The organism is Scytonema hankhaensis NUACC26 (genome assembly GCF_045865695.1).
GTDB lineage: Bacteria > Cyanobacteriota > Cyanobacteriia > Cyanobacteriales > Nostocaceae > Scytonema.
Window position 1 is genome coordinate 26,763 of the sequence record NZ_BAACAP010000170.1, and the last position, 19,870, is coordinate 46,632.

Annotated in this window: 20 protein-coding genes; 19 read left to right on the forward strand and 1 reads right to left on the reverse strand. The window is 43.8% G+C overall.

Annotated elements, in window-relative coordinates; all coding sequences use genetic code 11:
- Positions 1–103: 103 nt before the first annotated feature.
- From ACKTT2_RS14605 to ACKTT2_RS14695, 19 genes are all read left to right on the forward strand, one after another.
- Complete coding sequence (locus tag ACKTT2_RS14605) at positions 104–181, forward strand: hypothetical protein (protein WP_407888056.1); 78 nt, start codon at positions 104–106, stop codon at positions 179–181.
- 21 nt (positions 182–202) lie between these two features.
- Positions 203–1,012, forward strand: coding sequence for a PAS domain-containing sensor histidine kinase (locus ACKTT2_RS14610; RefSeq protein ID WP_407888017.1), 810 nt, complete (start codon positions 203–205; stop codon positions 1,010–1,012).
- A gap of 54 nt (positions 1,013–1,066) precedes the next feature.
- Positions 1,067–1,729, forward strand: a complete 663-nt coding sequence (locus tag ACKTT2_RS14615) for a response regulator (protein WP_407888019.1) — start codon at positions 1,067–1,069, stop codon at positions 1,727–1,729.
- Between the two features lie 590 nt (positions 1,730–2,319).
- A complete protein-coding gene (locus ACKTT2_RS14620) occupies positions 2,320–3,150 on the forward strand; it encodes a chitinase (protein WP_407888021.1) in 831 nt (276 codons plus the stop codon).
- A 161-nt stretch (positions 3,151–3,311) separates the two neighbouring features.
- Positions 3,312–4,643 carry a glycoside hydrolase family 30 protein gene (locus ACKTT2_RS14625; protein ID WP_407888023.1) on the forward strand — a complete coding sequence of 444 codons (1,332 nt, stop codon included), beginning with the start codon at positions 3,312–3,314 and terminating at the stop codon, positions 4,641–4,643.
- 160 nt (positions 4,644–4,803) lie between these two features.
- A complete protein-coding gene (locus ACKTT2_RS14630) occupies positions 4,804–5,883 on the forward strand; it encodes a LysM peptidoglycan-binding domain-containing protein (protein ID WP_407888025.1) in 1,080 nt (359 codons plus the stop codon).
- Between the two features lie 264 nt (positions 5,884–6,147).
- The gene (locus ACKTT2_RS14635) at positions 6,148–6,537 is read left to right on the forward strand and encodes a LuxR C-terminal-related transcriptional regulator (protein ID WP_407888027.1); all 390 of its coding nucleotides are present in this window, start codon (positions 6,148–6,150) and stop codon (positions 6,535–6,537) included.
- Between the two features lie 98 nt (positions 6,538–6,635).
- Positions 6,636–7,175 (forward strand): general stress protein, encoded by a 540-nt coding sequence (locus ACKTT2_RS14640; protein WP_407888029.1) that lies wholly within the window; start codon positions 6,636–6,638, stop codon positions 7,173–7,175.
- Positions 7,176–7,298: 123 nt separating this feature from the next.
- Positions 7,299–8,246 carry a heme o synthase gene (locus tag ACKTT2_RS14645; RefSeq protein ID WP_407888031.1) on the forward strand — a complete coding sequence of 316 codons (948 nt, stop codon included), beginning with the start codon at positions 7,299–7,301 and terminating at the stop codon, positions 8,244–8,246.
- Between the two features lies 1 nt (position 8,247).
- Positions 8,248–9,702, forward strand: a complete 1,455-nt coding sequence (locus tag ACKTT2_RS14650; protein WP_407888033.1) for an NAD(P)/FAD-dependent oxidoreductase — start codon at positions 8,248–8,250, stop codon at positions 9,700–9,702.
- A gap of 16 nt (positions 9,703–9,718) precedes the next feature.
- Positions 9,719–10,213: a DUF2231 domain-containing protein gene (locus tag ACKTT2_RS14655; protein WP_407888035.1), complete on the forward strand. Its 495-nt coding sequence runs from the start codon at positions 9,719–9,721 to the stop codon at positions 10,211–10,213.
- Complete coding sequence (locus ACKTT2_RS14660; protein ID WP_407888037.1) at positions 10,210–10,830, forward strand: DUF2231 domain-containing protein; 621 nt, start codon at positions 10,210–10,212, stop codon at positions 10,828–10,830. The genes ACKTT2_RS14655 and ACKTT2_RS14660 overlap by 4 nt, the downstream gene beginning before the upstream one ends.
- A 10-nt stretch (positions 10,831–10,840) precedes the next feature.
- Positions 10,841–11,740, forward strand: coding sequence for a cytochrome c oxidase subunit II (locus tag ACKTT2_RS14665; protein ID WP_407888039.1), 900 nt, complete (start codon positions 10,841–10,843; stop codon positions 11,738–11,740).
- Between the two features lie 407 nt (positions 11,741–12,147).
- Positions 12,148–13,800: a cytochrome c oxidase subunit I gene (locus ACKTT2_RS14670; RefSeq protein ID WP_407888040.1), complete on the forward strand. Its 1,653-nt coding sequence runs from the start codon at positions 12,148–12,150 to the stop codon at positions 13,798–13,800.
- A 26-nt stretch (positions 13,801–13,826) separates the two neighbouring features.
- Entirely contained in the window at positions 13,827–14,423 is a 597-nt protein-coding gene (locus ACKTT2_RS14675) for a cytochrome c oxidase subunit 3 (protein ID WP_407888042.1), read from the forward strand.
- A gap of 39 nt (positions 14,424–14,462) precedes the next feature.
- Positions 14,463–14,585: a hypothetical protein gene (locus ACKTT2_RS14680; RefSeq protein WP_407888044.1), complete on the forward strand. Its 123-nt coding sequence runs from the start codon at positions 14,463–14,465 to the stop codon at positions 14,583–14,585.
- A gap of 98 nt (positions 14,586–14,683) precedes the next feature.
- Entirely contained in the window at positions 14,684–14,839 is a 156-nt protein-coding gene (locus tag ACKTT2_RS14685; RefSeq protein WP_407888046.1) for a hypothetical protein, read from the forward strand.
- 358 nt (positions 14,840–15,197) lie between these two features.
- The gene (locus ACKTT2_RS14690; RefSeq protein ID WP_407888048.1) at positions 15,198–16,163 is read left to right on the forward strand and encodes an SGNH/GDSL hydrolase family protein; all 966 of its coding nucleotides are present in this window, start codon (positions 15,198–15,200) and stop codon (positions 16,161–16,163) included.
- Positions 16,164–16,437: 274 nt separating this feature from the next.
- Positions 16,438–17,355, forward strand: coding sequence for a hypothetical protein (locus ACKTT2_RS14695; protein WP_407888050.1), 918 nt, complete (start codon positions 16,438–16,440; stop codon positions 17,353–17,355).
- A 47-nt stretch (positions 17,356–17,402) separates the two neighbouring features.
- Here the strand turns inward: ACKTT2_RS14695 and ACKTT2_RS14700 are convergent, their stop codons facing one another.
- Positions 17,403–19,733: a beta strand repeat-containing protein gene (locus ACKTT2_RS14700; RefSeq protein ID WP_407888052.1), complete on the reverse strand. Its 2,331-nt coding sequence runs from the start codon at positions 19,731–19,733 to the stop codon at positions 17,403–17,405.
- Between the last annotated feature and the right edge of the window lie 137 nt (positions 19,734–19,870).

The window sequence follows — 19,870 nt, forward strand, 5'->3', positions numbered from 1 at the left end:
AGAACAGCAGGTAATCGATCGCACGCTTGAGATAGAGCGCAAGCAAGAGGTACTCCAAGAACAGAAAGAACTCTTGCAAACAATTTTTAATAACATTCCCGTGATGGTAGCGCTTTTTGACGCACAAAACAATATTAAATTAGTGAATCGGGAGTTAGAAGGGGTTTTAGGTTGGTCTTAAAATGAGATAGACAATATTGATTTGTTAGCAGAATGTTATCCCGATACCGAGTATCGGGCTTTGGCTTTGAAACATATAGCAACGGCTAGTGGTAAATGGCAGGACTTTCAAACCAAAGTTCGCTCTGGATGTTACGTGGATACGTCTTGGGCAAGTATTCGGCTATCCAATGGTATGATTATTAATATCGGTCAAGATATTACCGAGCGCAAACAAGCTGAAGTGGCTTCTATTCTGGAGGAACGCAATCGTATTGCTCGCGAAATACACGATACTCTTGCTCAAGTACTGACGGGTGTTGTTGTGCATATGGAAGCAGCAAAGGTTGTGATACCGGAAGATTCCAAAGCACGAACACACATCACGCAAGCGCAAAGTTTAGCTCGTGATGGTTTGACAGAAGCAAGGCGTTCTGTTCTGGCAATTCGTCCGCCAATTTTGGAACAAGGTAGTTTGAGTCAAACTTTAACCAGTTTGGTAAACAGACTCACTGTAGGTACGCAATTGAAAACTCAGTGTCAGATAGAAGAGGCTCCAAAAGATTTACCGCAACAAGTAGAAAATAATTTATTACGGGTTGCACAGGAAGCGATCGTAAATGCTCTTAGATATGCTCAAGCCAATGCGATCCATGTTGAATTGACATTTGAATCTCAAGCAATTTGTTTGCGTGTCAGAGACGACGGTCGCGGATTTCAATCGAAGCTAGAGAGTTCAAAAGGTTTTGGTCTTGTGGGGATGCGAGAACGCATACAAGGATTGGGGGGTAAGTTGTTCATCACCAGCCAGCCGGGGGAGGGTACAGAAATCCTTGCTGTCGTTCCTTTATAATGTCTTCGCATGCATTGCTGATATTAACCAATACAATAGGAAGTGAGTCAATTAATGAGCCAGGAAAACCCCATTCGTATCTTAATTGCAGATGACCATCCAGTTGTTATGGCGGGTCTAGCAGCCATACTAGAAATCGATCCTGAAGCAAATATAACTGTGGTGGGTCAGGCAAATAATGGCAGGAAGGTTGTTGAAATGTTTGCTCAACTCCAACCTGATGTCGCGTTAATTGACTTGCGGATACCAGAAATGGATGGTGTGGAAGCTATTAAGGCGATTCGGAAACAATTTCCTCACGCCCGTCTGATAGTCCTGACAACTTATGATAGTGATGAAGATATTTATCGGGGTTTACAAGCGGGTGCTAAGAGTTATTTACTTAAGGATGTGCCTCGTGAAGAATTGCTAAATTGCATCCAGACCGTACACTCCGGGCAATCGTTTATTCCCCCAGAGGTAGGAGCTAAACTTGCAGAGCGCATGAAAAGTCCAGAACTGAGTAAACGGGAACGAGAGGTTCTCGAACTTATGGCAACGGGTAAAAGTAATCTGGAGATTGCGGCTGCTTTACATATTTCTGAGAGTACGATTAAGACGCATATTAACAATATTCTCAATAAATTAAATGTTAGCGATCGCACTCAGGCAGTGATAACAGCGCTCAAGCGGGGTATGGTGAGTTTACCGCGATCCAAACGTTGTCATTTCCATTGAGTAGGGGGTTTGGCTTATTAGAAATGAGCGAACGGGCAGAGCGCATTGGAGCGCAATTGAAAATTCAGAGTCAACTAGGACAGGGAACAGAAATTGTTGTAATTGTTAATCGAAAATAGACGTGATATCATAGATTTCTCAGTTTATAAGCAAGTTGTACTAAAGTTTGAATTTAGATTTCAACTTTAGTTGGAGCTTACTTTCTATTTTAAGATCGACTGATTCATCAATCACTTTATTGAATAAAAATTTCAACTCAAAGTGGATGACAAGTGAGAGGCAATTGCATATATTGAATTTAGGCAAACCTTGATAGCAAAGACTACTTCGATTTGGTCTTGTCAGTCGAACAGGAAGATAACAGATTTGAAAGCGATCGCGATCTCTATTGTTATCGCGTCCTTTCTATTCTTAAACGACTACAAAAAGATTGCAAGTAATCACTTGAATTCCAATTAAACATCTCCAAAAACTAATTATACATTACCAGAAAGTTTTGGTAGAGATGCGGCAGTCTTGCATCCTTACATCTTTTTCACGCCTATGTCTATTACACAAAATTACACTTCTAATTTTTTAAAAGGGGAATCATGAGTTGTAAAATAGGTAGCTCATACATCATCAAAATGGGAGATACGCTGTTTAACATTGCCCAACAACAGTTGAATAGTGGCGATCGTTGGCATGAAATCCTGAAACCAGATGGCACTTCATTTACGGAAGAAGATGTTCAAAATTTACAAATTGGTCAGGAAGTATGCATTCCTCAGTCTGGGAATGGAAGCACAGGTGGAAGTACAGGCAATGGTTTTGCAAGCTTAGTGTCTCGTCAAACTTACGAGACTATATTCCCCCAACGTAATAATTTCTACACTTATGAAAGTCTAATGATGGCAGTTCAGAAGTACTCGCTGTTCTGCAACGAAGGTTCAGTGGAGCAATGTAAACGCGAAGCAGCTGCTTTCCTAGCCAACATTTCCCACGAGACGGGAGGTTTGCACTACATTGAAGAGCAAAACCCGCAAAGCCTTTACTGCGATCCGATGAACACTAGCTATCCATGCGCGGCGGGCAAAAACTATCATGGTCGCGGACCGATCCAATTGTCGTGGAACTATAACTACGGTGCATGCGGAGAAGCCATCGGAGAGGATCTGCTCAACCATCCCGAACTCGTCTCAACGAATAGTGCCATTTCCTTCATGACTGCCTTGTGGTTTTGGATGACTCCGCAACCACCCAAAGCATCATGCCACAATGCGATCGGCACTTCTGGCTTCGGCATGACCATTAACATCATTAATGGAGGTATTGAATGTGGCAAAGGGCAGCAAACTCCACAAGCTCAACATAGAATACAACTCTACCAGCAGTTTACCGGGGTGTTAGGTGTTACCCCAGGTGAAAACCTCTCTTGCTAGAGAAAATGCTCAATGCCCAATGCCCAACTTTTATTAGTCCAGTTACTTACTGTAACACCAAGATTTTTGAAAGTTATTTTAGGAACATAATTATGAGTCTCAACATTAACTCATCTGGAGACAGTGTCGAGGTATGGTTATCTGTACCAGGTACAAGCAATATGCTGGTAAGGCAGGCAGATAATCATTTTGCGGTTGATAACAGTAACGAGAAATATACAATAATTGTTGACGAAGGTACACAGTATCAGCAGATGGACGGATTTGGTGGCTCACTGACTGATGCGTCATGTTGGTTACTAAAGTATAAGCTTACAGAGCAGAAAAGGGCTGAAGTCATGGAGGATTTATTCGGAGCGTCAGGAATAAATATTAGCTTACTTCGCCAGCCTATAGGAGCATCTGATTTTAGCTGGGAAGCTTGGACATTTGATGATGCTAACAATAACACGGATGACTGGTCTTTAAGTAACTTTTCTCTTTGGAGGGAAGATGCTTACATACGTCCTATGCTCGACATAGCATATAAAGTAAATCCGGGTCGCATAAAGATATTTGCTAGCCCATGGAGTCCGCCAGCATGGATGCGCTTAAATAAAGGACTTTTTGGGAACGGCGGATACCTGCGTCCTGAATGCTACAGCGTATATGCTGATTACTTTGTAAAGTATGTTAAGGAATATGAAGCTAAAGGAACTCCTGTAGATGCAGTAACAATTCAGAATGAACCTCAGTATGCGCCTGATGCATATCCTGGAATGACAATGTCTATACAGGATCAAATAGGGTTTATTCGAGACTACATTGGTCCTAAATTTAAACAAAACGGTATAACTACAAAAATCATATGCTTTGACCACAATTTTGACGATCGAGGTACAAACTTTGCTGCTAATGTGTTAGTATCTGGCGCATACGATCATTGTGCTGGTTCAGCATGGCATCCTTACTGTGGAGGTGTTTCTTGTGTACACGAAAAAATGACTGAAGTACACAATCAATATCCAGCTAAAGATGTATGGCTAACAGAAGCAGGTAGCGGTACGTGGATAGGTGATGATTCCGCCCAGTTTGCAGATCAAATGTATCACACTATCCGTTCGCCCAGGAACTGGTCTAAGTCTGTAGTTTTTTGGAATATAGCTCTTGACCAAAACTCTGCTCCAAAGCTTGCAGGCGTAGATTCATCCAATTCAAACCGTGGTTTCCTGACAATAAGGTCAGATTCTACAGACAGTGTAACCAGGAATACATCATATTATTCGATGGGTCATACAAGTAAGTTTGTCGATCCACGAGCATACAGAATAGAATCGAATTCATTCGCAGACGACATTGAAGACGTAGCATACAAAAACCCTGATGGCTCTAAAGTAGTTGTATTATCCAACAGAACATCAACTCAGAAATCAGTAAAAATTCAATGGAGTTCGCAGTCATTTACATATACTGTACCTGAAAAAGCAGCGGTCACATTCAAGTGGGGTTCCTAACGTTGAGCGGACTGGCTTCGGAGTCACTGTTCTCCGTTCCCTTTTACAAAAGTAATTAAGTAATCAGGCATCATTAATTTCAATATTGTTTTTGCTTCACCCTATGCCCCATGCCCAATCTTTTCGAGTGTATTTAATTTAGTTCAGTTACTTATCAACTATGTCAGTGCAAACATATACCGTACAACCAGGAGACACGCTATCAAAGATAGCTGAAAAATTTTACGGAGATGGCAATCAGTGGCATCTTATGTATGAAGCTAATCGCAATGTCATTGGAGATAATCCCGAACAAATTCAAGTTGGAATGGTACTTGTTATTCCCGATCGCTCTGGTAATAATGGCGGTGGTGCTAATATTTGGCAGCTTCAAGATAGTTGGATTGGAAATCAGTTGATCGACGGAAATGAAAAAGGTGACAAATGGAGTTTTTTCGCTGATGACGACCCAACCCACGGCTATGTAAAATACGGGAAGTGGGACGAACTTATTAACATTGTTAATGGCAACAAAATTAAAATCGACGTTGAATCTGATGGCTACAACCCCGAAGAAAAACGTCAAAGAAAAGCGATCCGTATTTACACAGATAAAAAGTATAATGGAGGATTGTTCATTATTGATTTAGACCATATACCTGAGGGAATGGCGGTATGGCCAGCGATATGGCTTGTTGGAACGGGACTTACATGGCCTGAGAATGGAGAAATCGACATCATTGAAGGAGTCAACTCGACACCCTCGGCGAACAACAACAACCAGTCAACATTGCACACTAAAAACGGATGTGTCCAGCAGAACGTCCCACATATATTGAATCCCGACTGCAACGCTAACAACGCTTTTACCGGATGTGGTATCATAGGACCGGAAAACTCTTTCGGTTACGGATTTAACGAGAATGGCGGTGGAGTATATGCTTGCGAGTGGCTCTACGACCAAACAATCAAAATCTGGTTTTGGAAGCGTGCTGACATCCGCAGGGATGTCCTTGGAGATTCACCTGACCCAAGCAAATGGGGAAACCCTTATGTCAGTTTCAATGCGTGTCCCGGATATTTCAAAGACATGGAGATGGTCATTAATACGACTTTGTGCGGAGACTGGGCTGGCAATGTTTTCCCTGGAGGATTAGAAAAATGCGGTGGATACCTTTGGGACACAAAAAATAACCCCAAATTGCGAGATGCATATTTCCTAATCCGAAGTGTAAGAATCTTCACGCAAAAACTAACTTAAATGTTCTATCAACTGTCTCTACATTGTTTTTCAGTGAGATCTAGTTTATCAGCAAGTTGTATTAAAGTTGGAATTTGGATTCCAACTTTAGTTGGAGCTTACCTTCTATTTTAAGATGGACTAATTCATCAATCACTTTATTGATTAAAAATTTCAACTCAAAGTGGACGACAAGTGAGAGGTAATTGTATATATTGAGTTCATGCAAACATTGATAGCAATGCTCGTTGTTATATCTAAGTTTGCTTCACGGAGGATAGTTTTATGACATCCAATCTATTACTAGTTAAAGATGATTTTGAATACCTAAAAGTTCCAACTCAGACTGATTTATTTGGTAATTCCTCTATTAATTATGCACTTATGGCTGTTGCACAAGAGGTTACTGAGTTGCTTCAACGAGCTTATCCTTTTCAATCTGACGGTATCGATCGCGCTAAGACAATCGCTATTCGGGCAGTTGAGGCAGAATATATGCAAACCATTACAATTGAACCTTTGACCGCTCGCGAGTTAGAGGTGTTGCAATTGATTGTTGATGGGCATAACAATAGTGCGATCGCCCGGAAGCTCTACATCACTAAGAATACCGTGAAAGCCCACGTTCGCAATATTATGAAGAAGCTCTATGCGAGCGATAAGCTAGAGGCTTAACAGCTTTAGCCGTATTGCACTCATGTAGTAGTTTGGGCGCTTCGATTCGGTCTTGTCCGCTAAACAGAACGATTTGTAATTTTCAAGGAGATAGAACCATGTCAGTTAAGCATGAAGCTGTGAATGTTTTTCCATCCCATGTTGAAGCAGAAGCCGCTGTGTTAGAACTGCAAAGAGCAGGCTTTGATATGCAAAAGATTTCAATCGTCGGCAAAGACTATCAAACCACTGAGCATATACGTGGATTTCTGACATGGAAAGATACGGCTAAAGCTGGAGCCGGAGAAGCAGGCTACTGGGGCACATTTTTTGGTGGACTATTCGGTATTCTTACAGGTGTCGGTTTGCTCTTTATTCCAGGAGTAGGTCCTGTGATTGTTGCTGGACACGTTGCTGGAGTATTAGCAGGTTGGCTTGAAGGTATGGTTGTGGGAGGTGTAGGATCTGCTGTTGCAGGGGGGCTGGTAGGTGCTCTTGTAGGATTGGGAATTCCAAAAGACAAAGCCCTAAATTACGAGATACAAATCAAAGCAGGCAAGTTTCTAGTTATTGTGTCAGGTACAGATGAGGAAATTAATCAAGCGCAACAGATTTTGCAAAATGCAGGTCATCAAGTCAATGAAACAGTTGTTGTTTAGACTGAAGCAGCAGCCATACAATGATGTCTTGATAAGTAATTGGACATAATTAATTTCAATAGTGTTTTTGCTTCACCCCATGCCCAATGCCCAATGCCCAATCTTTTCCTTAGAAGAAATCCCATGAAGCTCGACAGAATATTAACTTCACCCATGACTTTTCATTCCACGACTTGTTACCATCAAACGACTTGGCAAGTGGTTCAAAGTTATGTTCAGCTCGCAAAGCCTCGCATCATCTTACTGTTACTGATCGTAATGGCTGCCAGTATGGTAATGGCAGCAAAAGGGCACGTCGATCCCTGGCTTCTGTCGATCGCATTAGTGAGCGGTGCTTGTGCCGCCGGAGCAGCAAATACAATAAACTGTCTTTACGATCGCGATATTGATTTTGCAATGGCACGAACCCGTCATCGTCCGCTTCCATCAGGTCAGATACAACCTCATGAGGCATTACTTTTTGCGATCGCACTCACACTGATTTCGTTTACGCTCCTGGCTGTCTTTGCTAACTTATTAAGTGCTAGCTTGGCAATGGTAGGGATTCTTGTTTATGTGCTAGTTTACACCCATTGGTTGAAACGGCATCACTCCCTAAACATTGTGATTGGAGGAGCCGCTGGGGCAATTCCACCTCTCGTTGGATGGGCAGTCATAACAGGTAATTTGAGTTGGGCGGCGTGGTGCTTGTTTGCGATCGTCTTTCTATGGACACCTCCTCATTTCTGGGCATTGGCAATGGTAATTCAAGATGACTATGCCAAAGTTAATGTTCCCATGCTGCCTGTGGTTGCAGGGAATGAAACTACGACTCGACAAATTTTTGCCTACACCTTAATCCTGATTCCAGTTACCTTACTGCTTGCCTATCCGCTCAATATAACGAATTGGCTGTATCTACTTGTTGCGATCGTTCTTGGTAGCATTTTTGTTTATAAAGCTTGGTTGTTAATGCAGTTTCCCTCAAATTTGGAGTTAGCGCGATCGCTGTTTTACTACTCCATTATTTACATAATGCTACTATCGATTGGAATCATAATCGATTGTTTACCCATTACCTCCCTTTTTTAAAATGAATTCCTCAACTCGCCCTACAATTATTGTCGGAGCTGGTTTTACAGGTCTTTTCACAGCTTTGCATCTGCGTCATCAGCACGATCTTCGTTCAATTATCCTCATCGATCCGCAGAAACGATTTGTCTTTAAGCCCATGCTGTATGAGCTACTGACGGGTGAACTGCCAGAGCGTACAGTCTGTCCAACTTATGAAGAATTGCTACAAGGTAGTGATATCAGCTTTGTACGGGACACAGTGACAGCGATCGATCTACACGAAAAACAGGTTCATTTAGCCTCTGGCTCAGATTATACCTACAGCTATCTTGTCTTGGCAGTCGGCAGTGTTCAGGGCTATCTGGGAACGGAAGGAGCGCAAGAGAACACATTTGCATTCCGGACGCGAGAGAATGCATTTGCTTTAGAACGGCAGTTACGAGATTGCTTGCTGCTAGCTAGTCAAACAAAGGACGAACAGCAACGGCAATCGCTCTTGACATTTGCTATTGTTGGGGCAGGTCCAACAGGTGTAGAAATGGCAGCAACGCTAGCAGATCTGTTGCCATCCTGGTATGCCAAACTCGGTGGCAATATTCATGAGATTCGCATTGTCTTAATCAATCATGGCAACACCATTCTCTCAGGAGATACTAACGCTCCTTTGAAGGAGATAGCATTACAGGCTTTTAAAACCCGCTCTGTACCTGTTGAACTGCTTTTAGGTGTGGGAGTGAAAGCGGTTCACAAAGGAAGTTTGGAGTATCAGTCTGCTAATAGCTCGGAAATAAATACCCTGTTGACACAAACGACCATTTGGACAGCAGGTACGGCAACAAATCCACTCATCCAAAGCCTCAGCCATCAGATAAAAGCAGATCGTTTAGATTCGCATGGTCTACCGCTTGTAACTCCAAGTCTGCAACTGCTAGATTTTCCAGAAGTGTTTGCAGCAGGTGATTGTGCAGATGTGCAACAACAGCGACAACCCGCTCTAGCACAGGTGGCATATCAGCAAGGCGCAAGCATTGCCCACAATCTAATTGATCTTGCCAAGGGAGCAAAGCCTAGACCAATCCATGTGAGTCTTCGCGGTACTCTGATGAAATTGGGATTGAACAATGGTGTGGCAAATCTGTTTGACAAAATGCAAATTACTGGTAAACCGGGCGATATAATACGCAACGTAGCATATTTAGAACTATTACCTACTCCGATACATGATTTTAAGGCGACAACCGAATGGCTTCAGGAAGAAGTTTTTCATCGTTACCACCAATCCAAGTTAGTTTCGGAAACTGCTACAAAACAGCCTCTCTCTTCTACCAATCGAAGAGAGCGATCGCTAGTGAAAGTGCTGGCGATTCTTGCCCCCATTGCTTTCTCAATCGCTGCTTATTTAGCATTGCGAACTCCACCAGCCGAACGTCTTAGGCAACCGCAGACGAATTCAACTATGCAATCAACTCCATAGCACCTAGGAGAAAACGATGCCCCTACCGCCATTGAATGACCAGAATCTTCCTTATCCAGATACCATTCATCCGGTCGTCGTCCATTTTGTAATTGCAATGGTATTTTTTGCCTATTTTTGTGACATCGCCGGATATCTCAGCCGCAATCACCGGATGTTTGAAGTTAGTTGGTGGAACCTAGTTGTTGCATCAGTTGCTGTTTTTGTTGCCGTTATTTTTGGTGAACTTGAAGCAGCCTTGGCACAACCCTATGCTGCTGCTCAACCAGCATTAAATTGGCATACGGTGAATGGTTGGTCAATTTCAGCTATTTTGGTTACAATCACAGCTTGGCGCGGTATTATTCGGGTTCGCAATCCACTAAAGATACCTGTAATCTACCTGAGTGCAGCAACATTGTTGATTTGTCTCGTCTGTTTGCAAATTTATCTTGGCGATCTAGTGGATTGGGTATATGGGCTACACACTTTGCCTGTGGTCGAAGCAACGAAACAAGGACTCATAAAATGAACGCACAATCGATCGAACAACTTCAGCAATTGGGAATTGAATTGGGGGCGAACGGATTGCCGTATCGATTTCCACTGCATCCCAACTTCGTGCATCTAACATTGGGTTTGTTCATTATCGCGATCGCCTTTGATTTCGCTGGCTCGTTCTTTCCTTTAGAGCGATCGATTCTCAAGTTTTTTTCAATGCCAGTCAGTCGATCTAACTTTTTTGATGTGGCGTGGTATAATACTGTGGCAGCAGCTGTAATTTCGTTTTTTACTGTGGCGGTAGGCTTTTTCGAGATTCTGCTGGCAGACCCCCCCACGGATATGAAAAGTGCTTGGGGATTGGGTGCTGGTACAACTATGCTGTTGCATGGCGTAGGCGGAGTCCTATTGCTAACCGCGATTGTAGCAATGACTATTTGGCGGGGATACCAGCGCTTTCTCTGGTGCAAAACCAATCCTCGGCAAGTGCAGTGGAGTTACTTGCTAGTAGGAATTTTTATTTTGGGATATATGTTCGTTCACGGGACATTGGGGGCGCAATTAGGAGCTGAGTTTGGCGTGCATAACACAGCTGCCCATTTGATTCGACAAGGCAAAAACCCCAATCAAGTTCTGCAGCAATCCTAAACGTTTTATCATGAGAAACTTCAATCTTGCACTATTAGCCATTTTTGTAGGAGTGACTATTTTTGCCAGCCATGTAATGGGACAGCAAGCTTATAATTGGCTACCCATCGCAGCAGCAGCAGAAGCAGAACCAGTTGGTCATTTGTTTAGTTTCCTAGTTCAACTCGGAACCATCGTCTTTCTAGGTGTATTGGGAATTATAATCTATTCAATTGTATTTTACCGAGCAGCTAGCAACGACACTAGCGATGCACCTCCCATTCGCGGTAACTTAAAGTTGGAAATTACCTGGACGGTGATTCCGATTTTACTAGTGATGTGGATTGCAACCTACAGCTACAATATTTACCAGCGCATGAACATTCTCGGTGCTTTGCCACTGGTTCATTTACACCCCTTAGAAGCCCCCGCCTATGCCCAGACGGACAGTAGCGATCGGCACCCTGTTGAACAAGTTGAGGTCATTGCAAAACAGTGGTCTTGGTCGTTCCACTATCCCAGCCAGAATGTCACTAGTACGGAGTTACATCTTCCAGTCAACCAGCCAATTCATTTAATGTTGCAGTCTGAGGATGTAGTGCATAGCTTTTATGTACCTAACTTCCGAATTAAGCAAGATATCGTTCCGAACCGGACAATTGAGTTAAAGTTCACCCCCAATCGTATCGGTCAATATCAACTGCACGACTCTCAATTCAGTGGTACTTATTTTGCTCTAATGGAAGCAAACGTGTATGTCGATTCTCCCGAACGTTACAGCCAGTGGTTAGCCCAAGCCGCCACTCGCCCGCCCGTTCCGGCAGTAAATCCAGCACTGTCCGAACATACTCAACCTCCGGAAATACCGTTGCGGAGCAATTGGCACACTGTTCCACCTCGCAAGCCTCCCGTTGTGAATCCCGCCCAATAATTCTGCACCATTCTGTCAGTCTGGATTTGCAGATGAGCTACAGTTTTACAAAATCTCTTGCTCGACTTATACCATGCGTGGATTTTAGATTTTAGATTTTGGATTGAGAAAGTCTTACTTAGAGGATATTTTAAAAGTGGTTTGCTGTCATTTTCATCACATTATTACCCCCCTTAGTCCCCCCGATGTATTGGGGGGAAATAAGAAAAATCTAATTCCCTCCCCAATACATCGGGGAGGGTTAGGGTGGGGTAAGAAATATTTAATACCTCGATCGTGACTTTTCAAACATCCTCTTAGGCTTAGTTTCACCAAACTATCTGTCTCATTCTTTTTTCCATTTGGTATTACCTCGATTCAATTTTTACAATCCAAACTTTAAAGCTCTATACTAAAAAGGTAATTCAGTGAAAGACGTTTCTATTTCATCTGCTGAAGACTCGCTCAGACCTGAACAGGCGGACTGGAAGCACTACTTCAGCTTTAGCACCGACCATAAAGTCATTGGCATTCAGTATTTAGTCACAGCATTTATCTTTTTCCTGATTGGCGGTTTGCTCGCCATGATTGTTCGTGCCGAACTGCTGACTCCACAATTAGATGTCGTCGATCGCTCCCTTTACAATGGATTGTTCACGATGCACGGCACAATCATGATCTTTTTGTGGATCTTTCCGGCAAATGTGGGATTGGCAAATTTTCTGATACCGTTGACGATCGGGGCGAGAGAAACTGCGTTTCCAGTGTTGAATGCGATCGCCTTTTGGCTAATCCCAATTGTAGGAGTCTTGTTGTTACTCAGTTTTTTCTTACCTAGTGGCACGGCTCAAGCTGGTTGGTGGTCTTATCCTCCCGTCAGCATCCAAAATCCGTCTGGTCACTTAATCAATGGAGAATTCATCTGGTTATTGGCAGTGGCAATCTCTGGGATCTCGTCCATCATGGGCGCTGTGAATTTAGTTACTACAATTGTGCAAATGCGAGCACCGGGGATGTCCTTCCTTCGGATGCCAGTGTATGTTTGGACAACTCTTAGTGCTCAATTGCTACAACTGTTTTGCTTGCCAGCCCTCACGGGTGCAGCGATTTTGCTGCTGTTCGACCTCTCCTTAGGTACAGACTTTTTCTCCCCCTTCAAACAGGGCGATCCAGTTATTTATCAGCACTTGTTCTGGTTTTACTCTCATCCTGCCGTGTATGTCATGGCGTTGCCTGCGTTTGGAGTCTTTTCAGAAGTTATTCCTGTCTTTGCCCGTAAACCACTGTTCGGTTATAAAACTGTCGCCATTTCCTCCTTGCTCATCTCTCTTGTCAGCACTCTCGTTTGGGTGCATCATATGTTTGCCAGTGCCACACCCGACTGGATGCGAATGTTGTTTATGGCAACATCAATGCTCGTAGCAGTGCCGACGGGAATCAAAGTGTTTGCCTGGACTGCGACAATTTGGCGAGGTAAACTACATTTTCAGACCCCAATGCTATTTGCCTTGGGCGGTGTCACTATGTTTGTGTTTGCAGGCATTACTGGAGTGATGTTAGCTGCAGTACCCTTTGATATTCACGTCAACAATACCTACTTTGTCGTGGGACACTTTCACTATGTAGTCTTCAACACCGTAACAATGGCGATATACGCTGGAATCTATTTTTGGTTTCCAAAAATGACCGGACGTATGTATTCTGAAGGATGGGGCAAGCTCCACTTCTGGCTCACCTTTATTGGAGCAAACCTCAACTTCTTTCCAATGCACCCGGTTGGCTTACAGGGAATGGTGCGCCGCATCTCTTCATACGACCCTCAGTACACGGGATGGAACGTGGTTGCTAGCTTAGGAGCTTTCCTATTAGGTATGTCTACTTTACCCTTTATAGCCAATATGGTAAGTTCTTGGTTGCGGGGACACAAAGCGCCTAATAATCCTTGGAATGCAACTGGCTTAGAGTGGACAACTTCTTCGCCACCACCGCTCGAAAACTTTGAAGAAATTCCAACCGTGACCTTAGAACCTTATAGTTACGGAGAATCTCACCGATTAACAACCGATGTGTCGTCTATTTAGAGAGAACTTCATTTTAGGAATTAGTAATGCAAAGCCCGACTGCTCCAGGGAATTCATCCCCAGAAAACATTCGCTCAATCCCAACACGGGATAATCTTGCATTTGGATTTCCCTTATTTCTTCTATCGGAAAGCATCATCTTTGTCAGCTTTTTTGTCACTTATGTGCTGCTTCGCTGGAAAAACCCAAATTGGTTTCCACCGGGTGTTTCTGGGTTAGACATTCCGAGAGCGGCAATCAATACAGTGATTTTAGTTTCTAGTAGCATTGTCATGTTATTTGCCGAACGCGCACTCAAGCAGCATAAACTTATCAAATTCCGTCGATTATGGTTACTGACGGTTGCACTGGGTGTGATTTTTCTGATTGGACAGGCGATTGAATGGCGCAATATGCCCTTTGGTTTAGATGCCGGGTTAGCAGGAGCAACTTTTTATCTGATAACTGGCTTTCACGGAATGCACGTCTTAACTGGTATAGTCTTGCTGCTATATATATATTTTCGTTCCTTGGTTCCTGGTAATTACAACACTGGTCATCAAGGTGTGAGTGCAGTCTCCTTATTTTGGCACTTTGTTGATGTTATTTGGATTATCTTGTTTGTGTTGCTCTACATCTGGTAGCTCGCCGTATCCCAATACTTGTCGGTTAAGCATAAAAATATGAAAACACAAATAACAAAACAATTGATTGCTGGAATGTTAATAATTGGTACGATTGGATTACTGCGATCGGGTGAGTGCTGCACAATAAAATTCTCTGTTAATCTAGGTAAAGTTGAGTAGATCTAAACTATGCCCAAGATTTCCCTACAAGAGGCCAGTGATTTGTGAGGAGTACATCCTGATACTTTGAGCTATGTGGGAGGAAGAAGGTAAAATTGTTGCAGAACGTACTAGTGGCGGACAAGCGAAGATATGATGTTGCCAAACTTTTAGGAACGGCTGAGCGTGACGGAAAGATAATCTGTTATGCTTTGGGTTTGTACTCGACCACAGAAAGAGGATTTACAACGTCAGTCGATTGTGCTGGCGGGTGAGTGCGAAAAACATGGGGTGGGACTATGAAATAGTTACCGATATAGGGTCGGGGATTAATTACAACAAACGTGGGTTGACAGGCGTTAGTCCCTACACTGTTGATGCAAGCGCAAAATGGGAGGAAGGGGCGCGTCGATTTATCATTTCGGCTCCAACTAGAACAGGTCACTCGCAGTTATATACGTTTGAGCGAATATCCGATCGAAACAATACATCGAACTGAGTTGCGATAAGCCTCTGGCTTAACGGAAGACAGCGGTATTGCTCTCGTTTTTACCCTCATTTCAGGAATTAGCGATCCAAAGCCCGATGGTGTTTTATATCGCTCGCAAATTAAGATTTCAAAAGGAATTTATTATGATTGACTTATTTAACGTTACCAATCGCTACCGAGGGATTCATGCTAATTTAAGTGCAGTAGATTTAACTATAGACGCCCTCCTGTCACATATTCTACCGTTGAATTTTCCTAAAAGACATCGCAAATTTAACGCAATGTATGTCTTTGGCGACAGTCTTTCTGATATTGGCAATGCCTTTAATCTCACAACAAAAGCTCAGGGAGAAGGGCTTCCACCCTTACAACCTTACTTTTTAGGGCATTTTTCTAATGGTTCGATCTGGGTAGAATATCTTGCCCGGTTACTTCAACTTCCTTCAAGCTTGCATACTAACTTTGCAACTGGAGGAGCCAATACGGGTAGCACCAATACTTATCTTGCAAACAACTCAGCTAATTTACTAGGTTTACAACAACAAGTTGATGGCTTTATCGCCCCGTTCAAAACAGGTAACGATCGGGCTGATTCCAAAGCGATTTATATTGTGTGGGCAGGTGCTAATGATTATTTAGGCGGTGGTGTCACCAATCCTGCTATACCTGTTGAAAACTTGACAAATGCTGTCAAATCACTCGTCTCTGTTGGTGCAAAACACATCATGGTTCCCAACTTGCCAGATTTGGGGGATCTTCCGGCAAATCGTGGTAATAACCAGCAATCTACTGCTCTCAATACCTTAACTCAAGCCCACAACTCTAATTTAGCATCGTCCCTCAATGCATTAAGCAAATCATTTGGTTCCAGTGTAAACATTATTCCACTTGATGTCTATTCACTGTTTAAGCAAGTCTTTACCAATCCAGCGCAATTTAATTTTACCAATATAACCGATGCCGAACTAGAACGAGTAGCCCAATTTCAGGGTTATAAAGACAAGTTCTTCTTCTGGGACATCATGCATCCAACAACTGCCGTTCATTTGATACTGGCAAAATCAGCGTTTTCATTGCTGGTGTCAGCAAATGTACCTCTTCAGGTTTGAAATTCCATCGATGATTTTAAACCACCTATGAATAATTTAAAGGAAATAGATTAGACATCTGGTGGAAAAGACGTAGGGGCGCAAGGCATTGCGCCCCTACCAAGACTTTCGGGTAATGCATAGTTAATTTCCGGAGATGTCTATTGTAGCGATCGCCGGGATTACGATCGCAGTTTTAGCTGGAACGATGGGATACCGTTGGTGGATTTATACTACAACCCACGAATCAACAGATGACGCCACTCATTGAAAACCAAACACTATAACCCCAATCATGCCGTTCCAAAAACTCGAATCATTCGATAGTTCTGAAATACCGCGAAAACTTCAACGCTTAGTTCAACTGAGCGACACTCCCATAGTGCGGGTCTGTAGCGCTGCTTTAAATCGCTACCAGCTATGGCTTATGGGAAGTCTGTTTGTGGCGACACTAATATTTGCCATTCACAACCCAACTCCTTGGCTAACGATAAAACGACAAGTGGCGATCGAGTTCTTCTCTGCTGTTTCACAATCTCTGGCTGCATTATTGGGGGTTTTAATTGTTTTTCTGACAGTAACAAGTCAGTTAATTTCTCAAAGGCGATTAGATGACTACCGTGCCCTGCAAACGCAAATTGAACAACTGATCTGTTTGACTCAGACACTTCCCTCCGAATTGAGTGTGTTAGAAGAAATGTTAGTGGAGGTGATTAATTATTTAGTCCCTCTGCAAATGAAGGATTTTCCAATCTTGTTATCAACTGCCGATAATGAAGAGATAATAATCCTAGAAAATTTATTAGCGAACTTCAAACATGAATGGGCTGAAAAGCAACAACTTCCCTTAGCTGCCCGTCTGCATATGCAACAAATTTTTCTGGTTATCAACAATGTGGAGGAAATTCTTGAGGGGTTCCTCATGCTCTACAACCGCATTTTGGAGATGGGACGATTTATTCTGGCGATCGCTCGATTATCCTTTCTACTCGGAATTTCGCTTTTATTCTTGTTGCTATTTGGCATCGTTGAACTACAAAATAGTTTTCCCAACCTCATCTTGCCGACAATGCTCACTCTAGCGATTTGGGTATTGATTGCCCTTCTAGAATTAGTGAGCAATACTTGGTTTGTATATCAAAACTTACAGGGTCCCTGGAATCACTCAATCCACCAGTGGTACTACCAATCCCGCTCAAACTTACCAAAGTGAAGAATTTCAACCTGAGAGCATTGATACCTCAAACCCAACAAAGGTAATCATCTGCATCTAACTGGCTCGTTCAAAGGATGCTGCATCCTTCGATCGGGCGTGGAGGCAACTAGGATAACTTCTCCAGTGGGAGTTCTCCGCCATTGAGTTGTTTCAATAATTGGGGTGTGGGATTTGAGACTTGTGTGATTGGTTCGGGTATGAGGCGTAGGCTGTGGGGTATGTTGAGCAACTGTAAACCTGCGTCGGTCTTGCCAGTCGGCGTCATCGTCTAATTGCTGCTCCGGAGTGGGAGGTAAACCACCGCGACCAGTGATGATAAAAGAGTTACCCTCTTGTGCGGGACAGGTATTAGCAATTAACCGCGACAGATCGTAGAATTCAGTCGGTAATTCAACTAAACTAGAAGTCGGATCAATTCCTGCTGTGGTGACATTGAGCGTGCCACTTAAGGTAGAGTTCGCGCCCGTGGCAGTAATGTCACTCAGGGGGGTAGGCTGAAGACGCGGTTGAATGCCAAAAATTGAATAGGCATTGATGCTGACATTACCACCGCGAAAATCCTGTGAATTGGCGCTGATATTGCTGTCTTCATTCTTGCCAGCTACCAAAAACTGGGTATCAATTTCAATATTGCCACCAGGAATATTGTTGCCAGTGGCATTGGTTGTGATGTTACTGCCGTTGCGCAACAAGATTAAGCGCGATCGCAAATTAAGATTCCCACCACTACCGTTTGTATCTGCCCGAATTTTACTTTGGTTGTTGAGAAAGATGCGATCGGCATCCACAAATAAATTGCCAGCACTTCCTGTGTCTGAACTACTGACTGTCACTTGTGCCTGGTTTTGAATACTGAGTGTACCTGTGCGAAGATTTAAGTTGCCACCCGTACCAGTGCCACCCGTCTCGGCGGCAATTACCGAACCATTTCCAGTTAGAGTAATCGACTCTGGGGCAGCGATCTTCAACGTTCCACCTCGACCACTACTTCTTGTGGAAGCAGAGATTTGTGCGCCCTGTTGCAAGTTCACCCGCACATTTTGCCCGTTGCCACGGGGTTGAATGGTCAAGTTGCCTGCATCCCCGGCATTGGTGGTTTCGGCGAATAGACCACTAGTTGCCCCCCTAAGTTGCAGGTTAGGAGTATTCACTGTGATGTCGCCCGCACGACTGTTACTCGCAGTCGTGGTCAGTACTGGCCCGCCACTGCTCAAGCCTACTGTATCAGCACTGACGGTGATGTTACCAGCGCTTCCTTCTCCACGGGTGGAAGCTGAGAGTTGAGCGCCATTGAGCAGTGAAAGGGATTGCGCGGTAATATCAATATCGCCGCCTCTGCCTACTGCAACCGGATCGAGCGTGCTAGTTAACTGTGCGCCATCAACCGAGACTTCCCCGCTTGCCTGAATCTGGATATTTCCTGCATTGCCTTGCGCCCCAGCATTTGTGTCGATTCTGCTGCGTTGGTAGATATCATTGCCTCGGTAGATATCATTGCCTCGTGCCCCAGCATTCGTACTGATTCTGCCCGAGTCGGAAACAGCAAGTGAGCCTGTGGCGATAATGACATCCCCTCCGCTTCCCACCGAACCTGCCTCGGCTGAAGTAAACACCCCACTGCGGACATCGGTAAAAGTCGGCGCTGTGCCACGAATCTCTACAGAGTCACGAGCATGAATAGTGACGCGACCAGCATTTCCCTGTCCCCGCGTGGAGGTATTGATGGCACCCCCGTTAGTCAGAAACAGTGAGTCAGTGGTGATATTAACATCTCCACCTTGACCCACTGCTCCTCGACCAAAAAGATTGTTTGAAAGCACTCCTGTAGTTATCTGGCTGGGGAATTGAATTTTAAAGATGCCGCTGAATATCAGGTCAGACTCACCATCTATGATGACGGTATCGCGAGCATTAATATTCACGTTGCCTGCATTTCCCCGTCCAATTGTATCGGATGCCAGGGAACTGCCATGGGTGAGGGAAAACGTGCCCGTATTGATGTTGATATCGCCACCACGACCAGGAGTTAGGGATTGAGTACCGCTCAGCCTAGTACTGACACTGGCACCGTTATTAAGAGAGACGCTATTGCCAGCATTAATGTTCACGCTACCTGAAATCCTCGGTGCAGTAGTGCTGGAAGACAACGAAGCCCCTTGCGCGATCGAAACGGTATCGCGGGCATTGATATTGATATTGCCTGCATTTCCCAAGCCAGTTGCGGCAGTGAAGGAAGAGATCTGACCCTGGGAGAGAGAAAATGAGCCAGTAGTGATGTTGATATCACCACTATTACCGACACTATCTAATTGCACTTTAGTCAATATACTAGCGTAATCATCAAAAGAGACGGTATCGCGGGCATTAATATTCACAGTGCTGGCATTTCCCTGTCCATTCGAGAAAGAAGTTAGTCCACCAGTGCTGACAAAAAGGTAACCGTTCAGGGGGGTAAAAGGGCGAGCGCCATGAAGGGGACAACTTGGGTCAGGGAAAAAATGCCACTATCAGG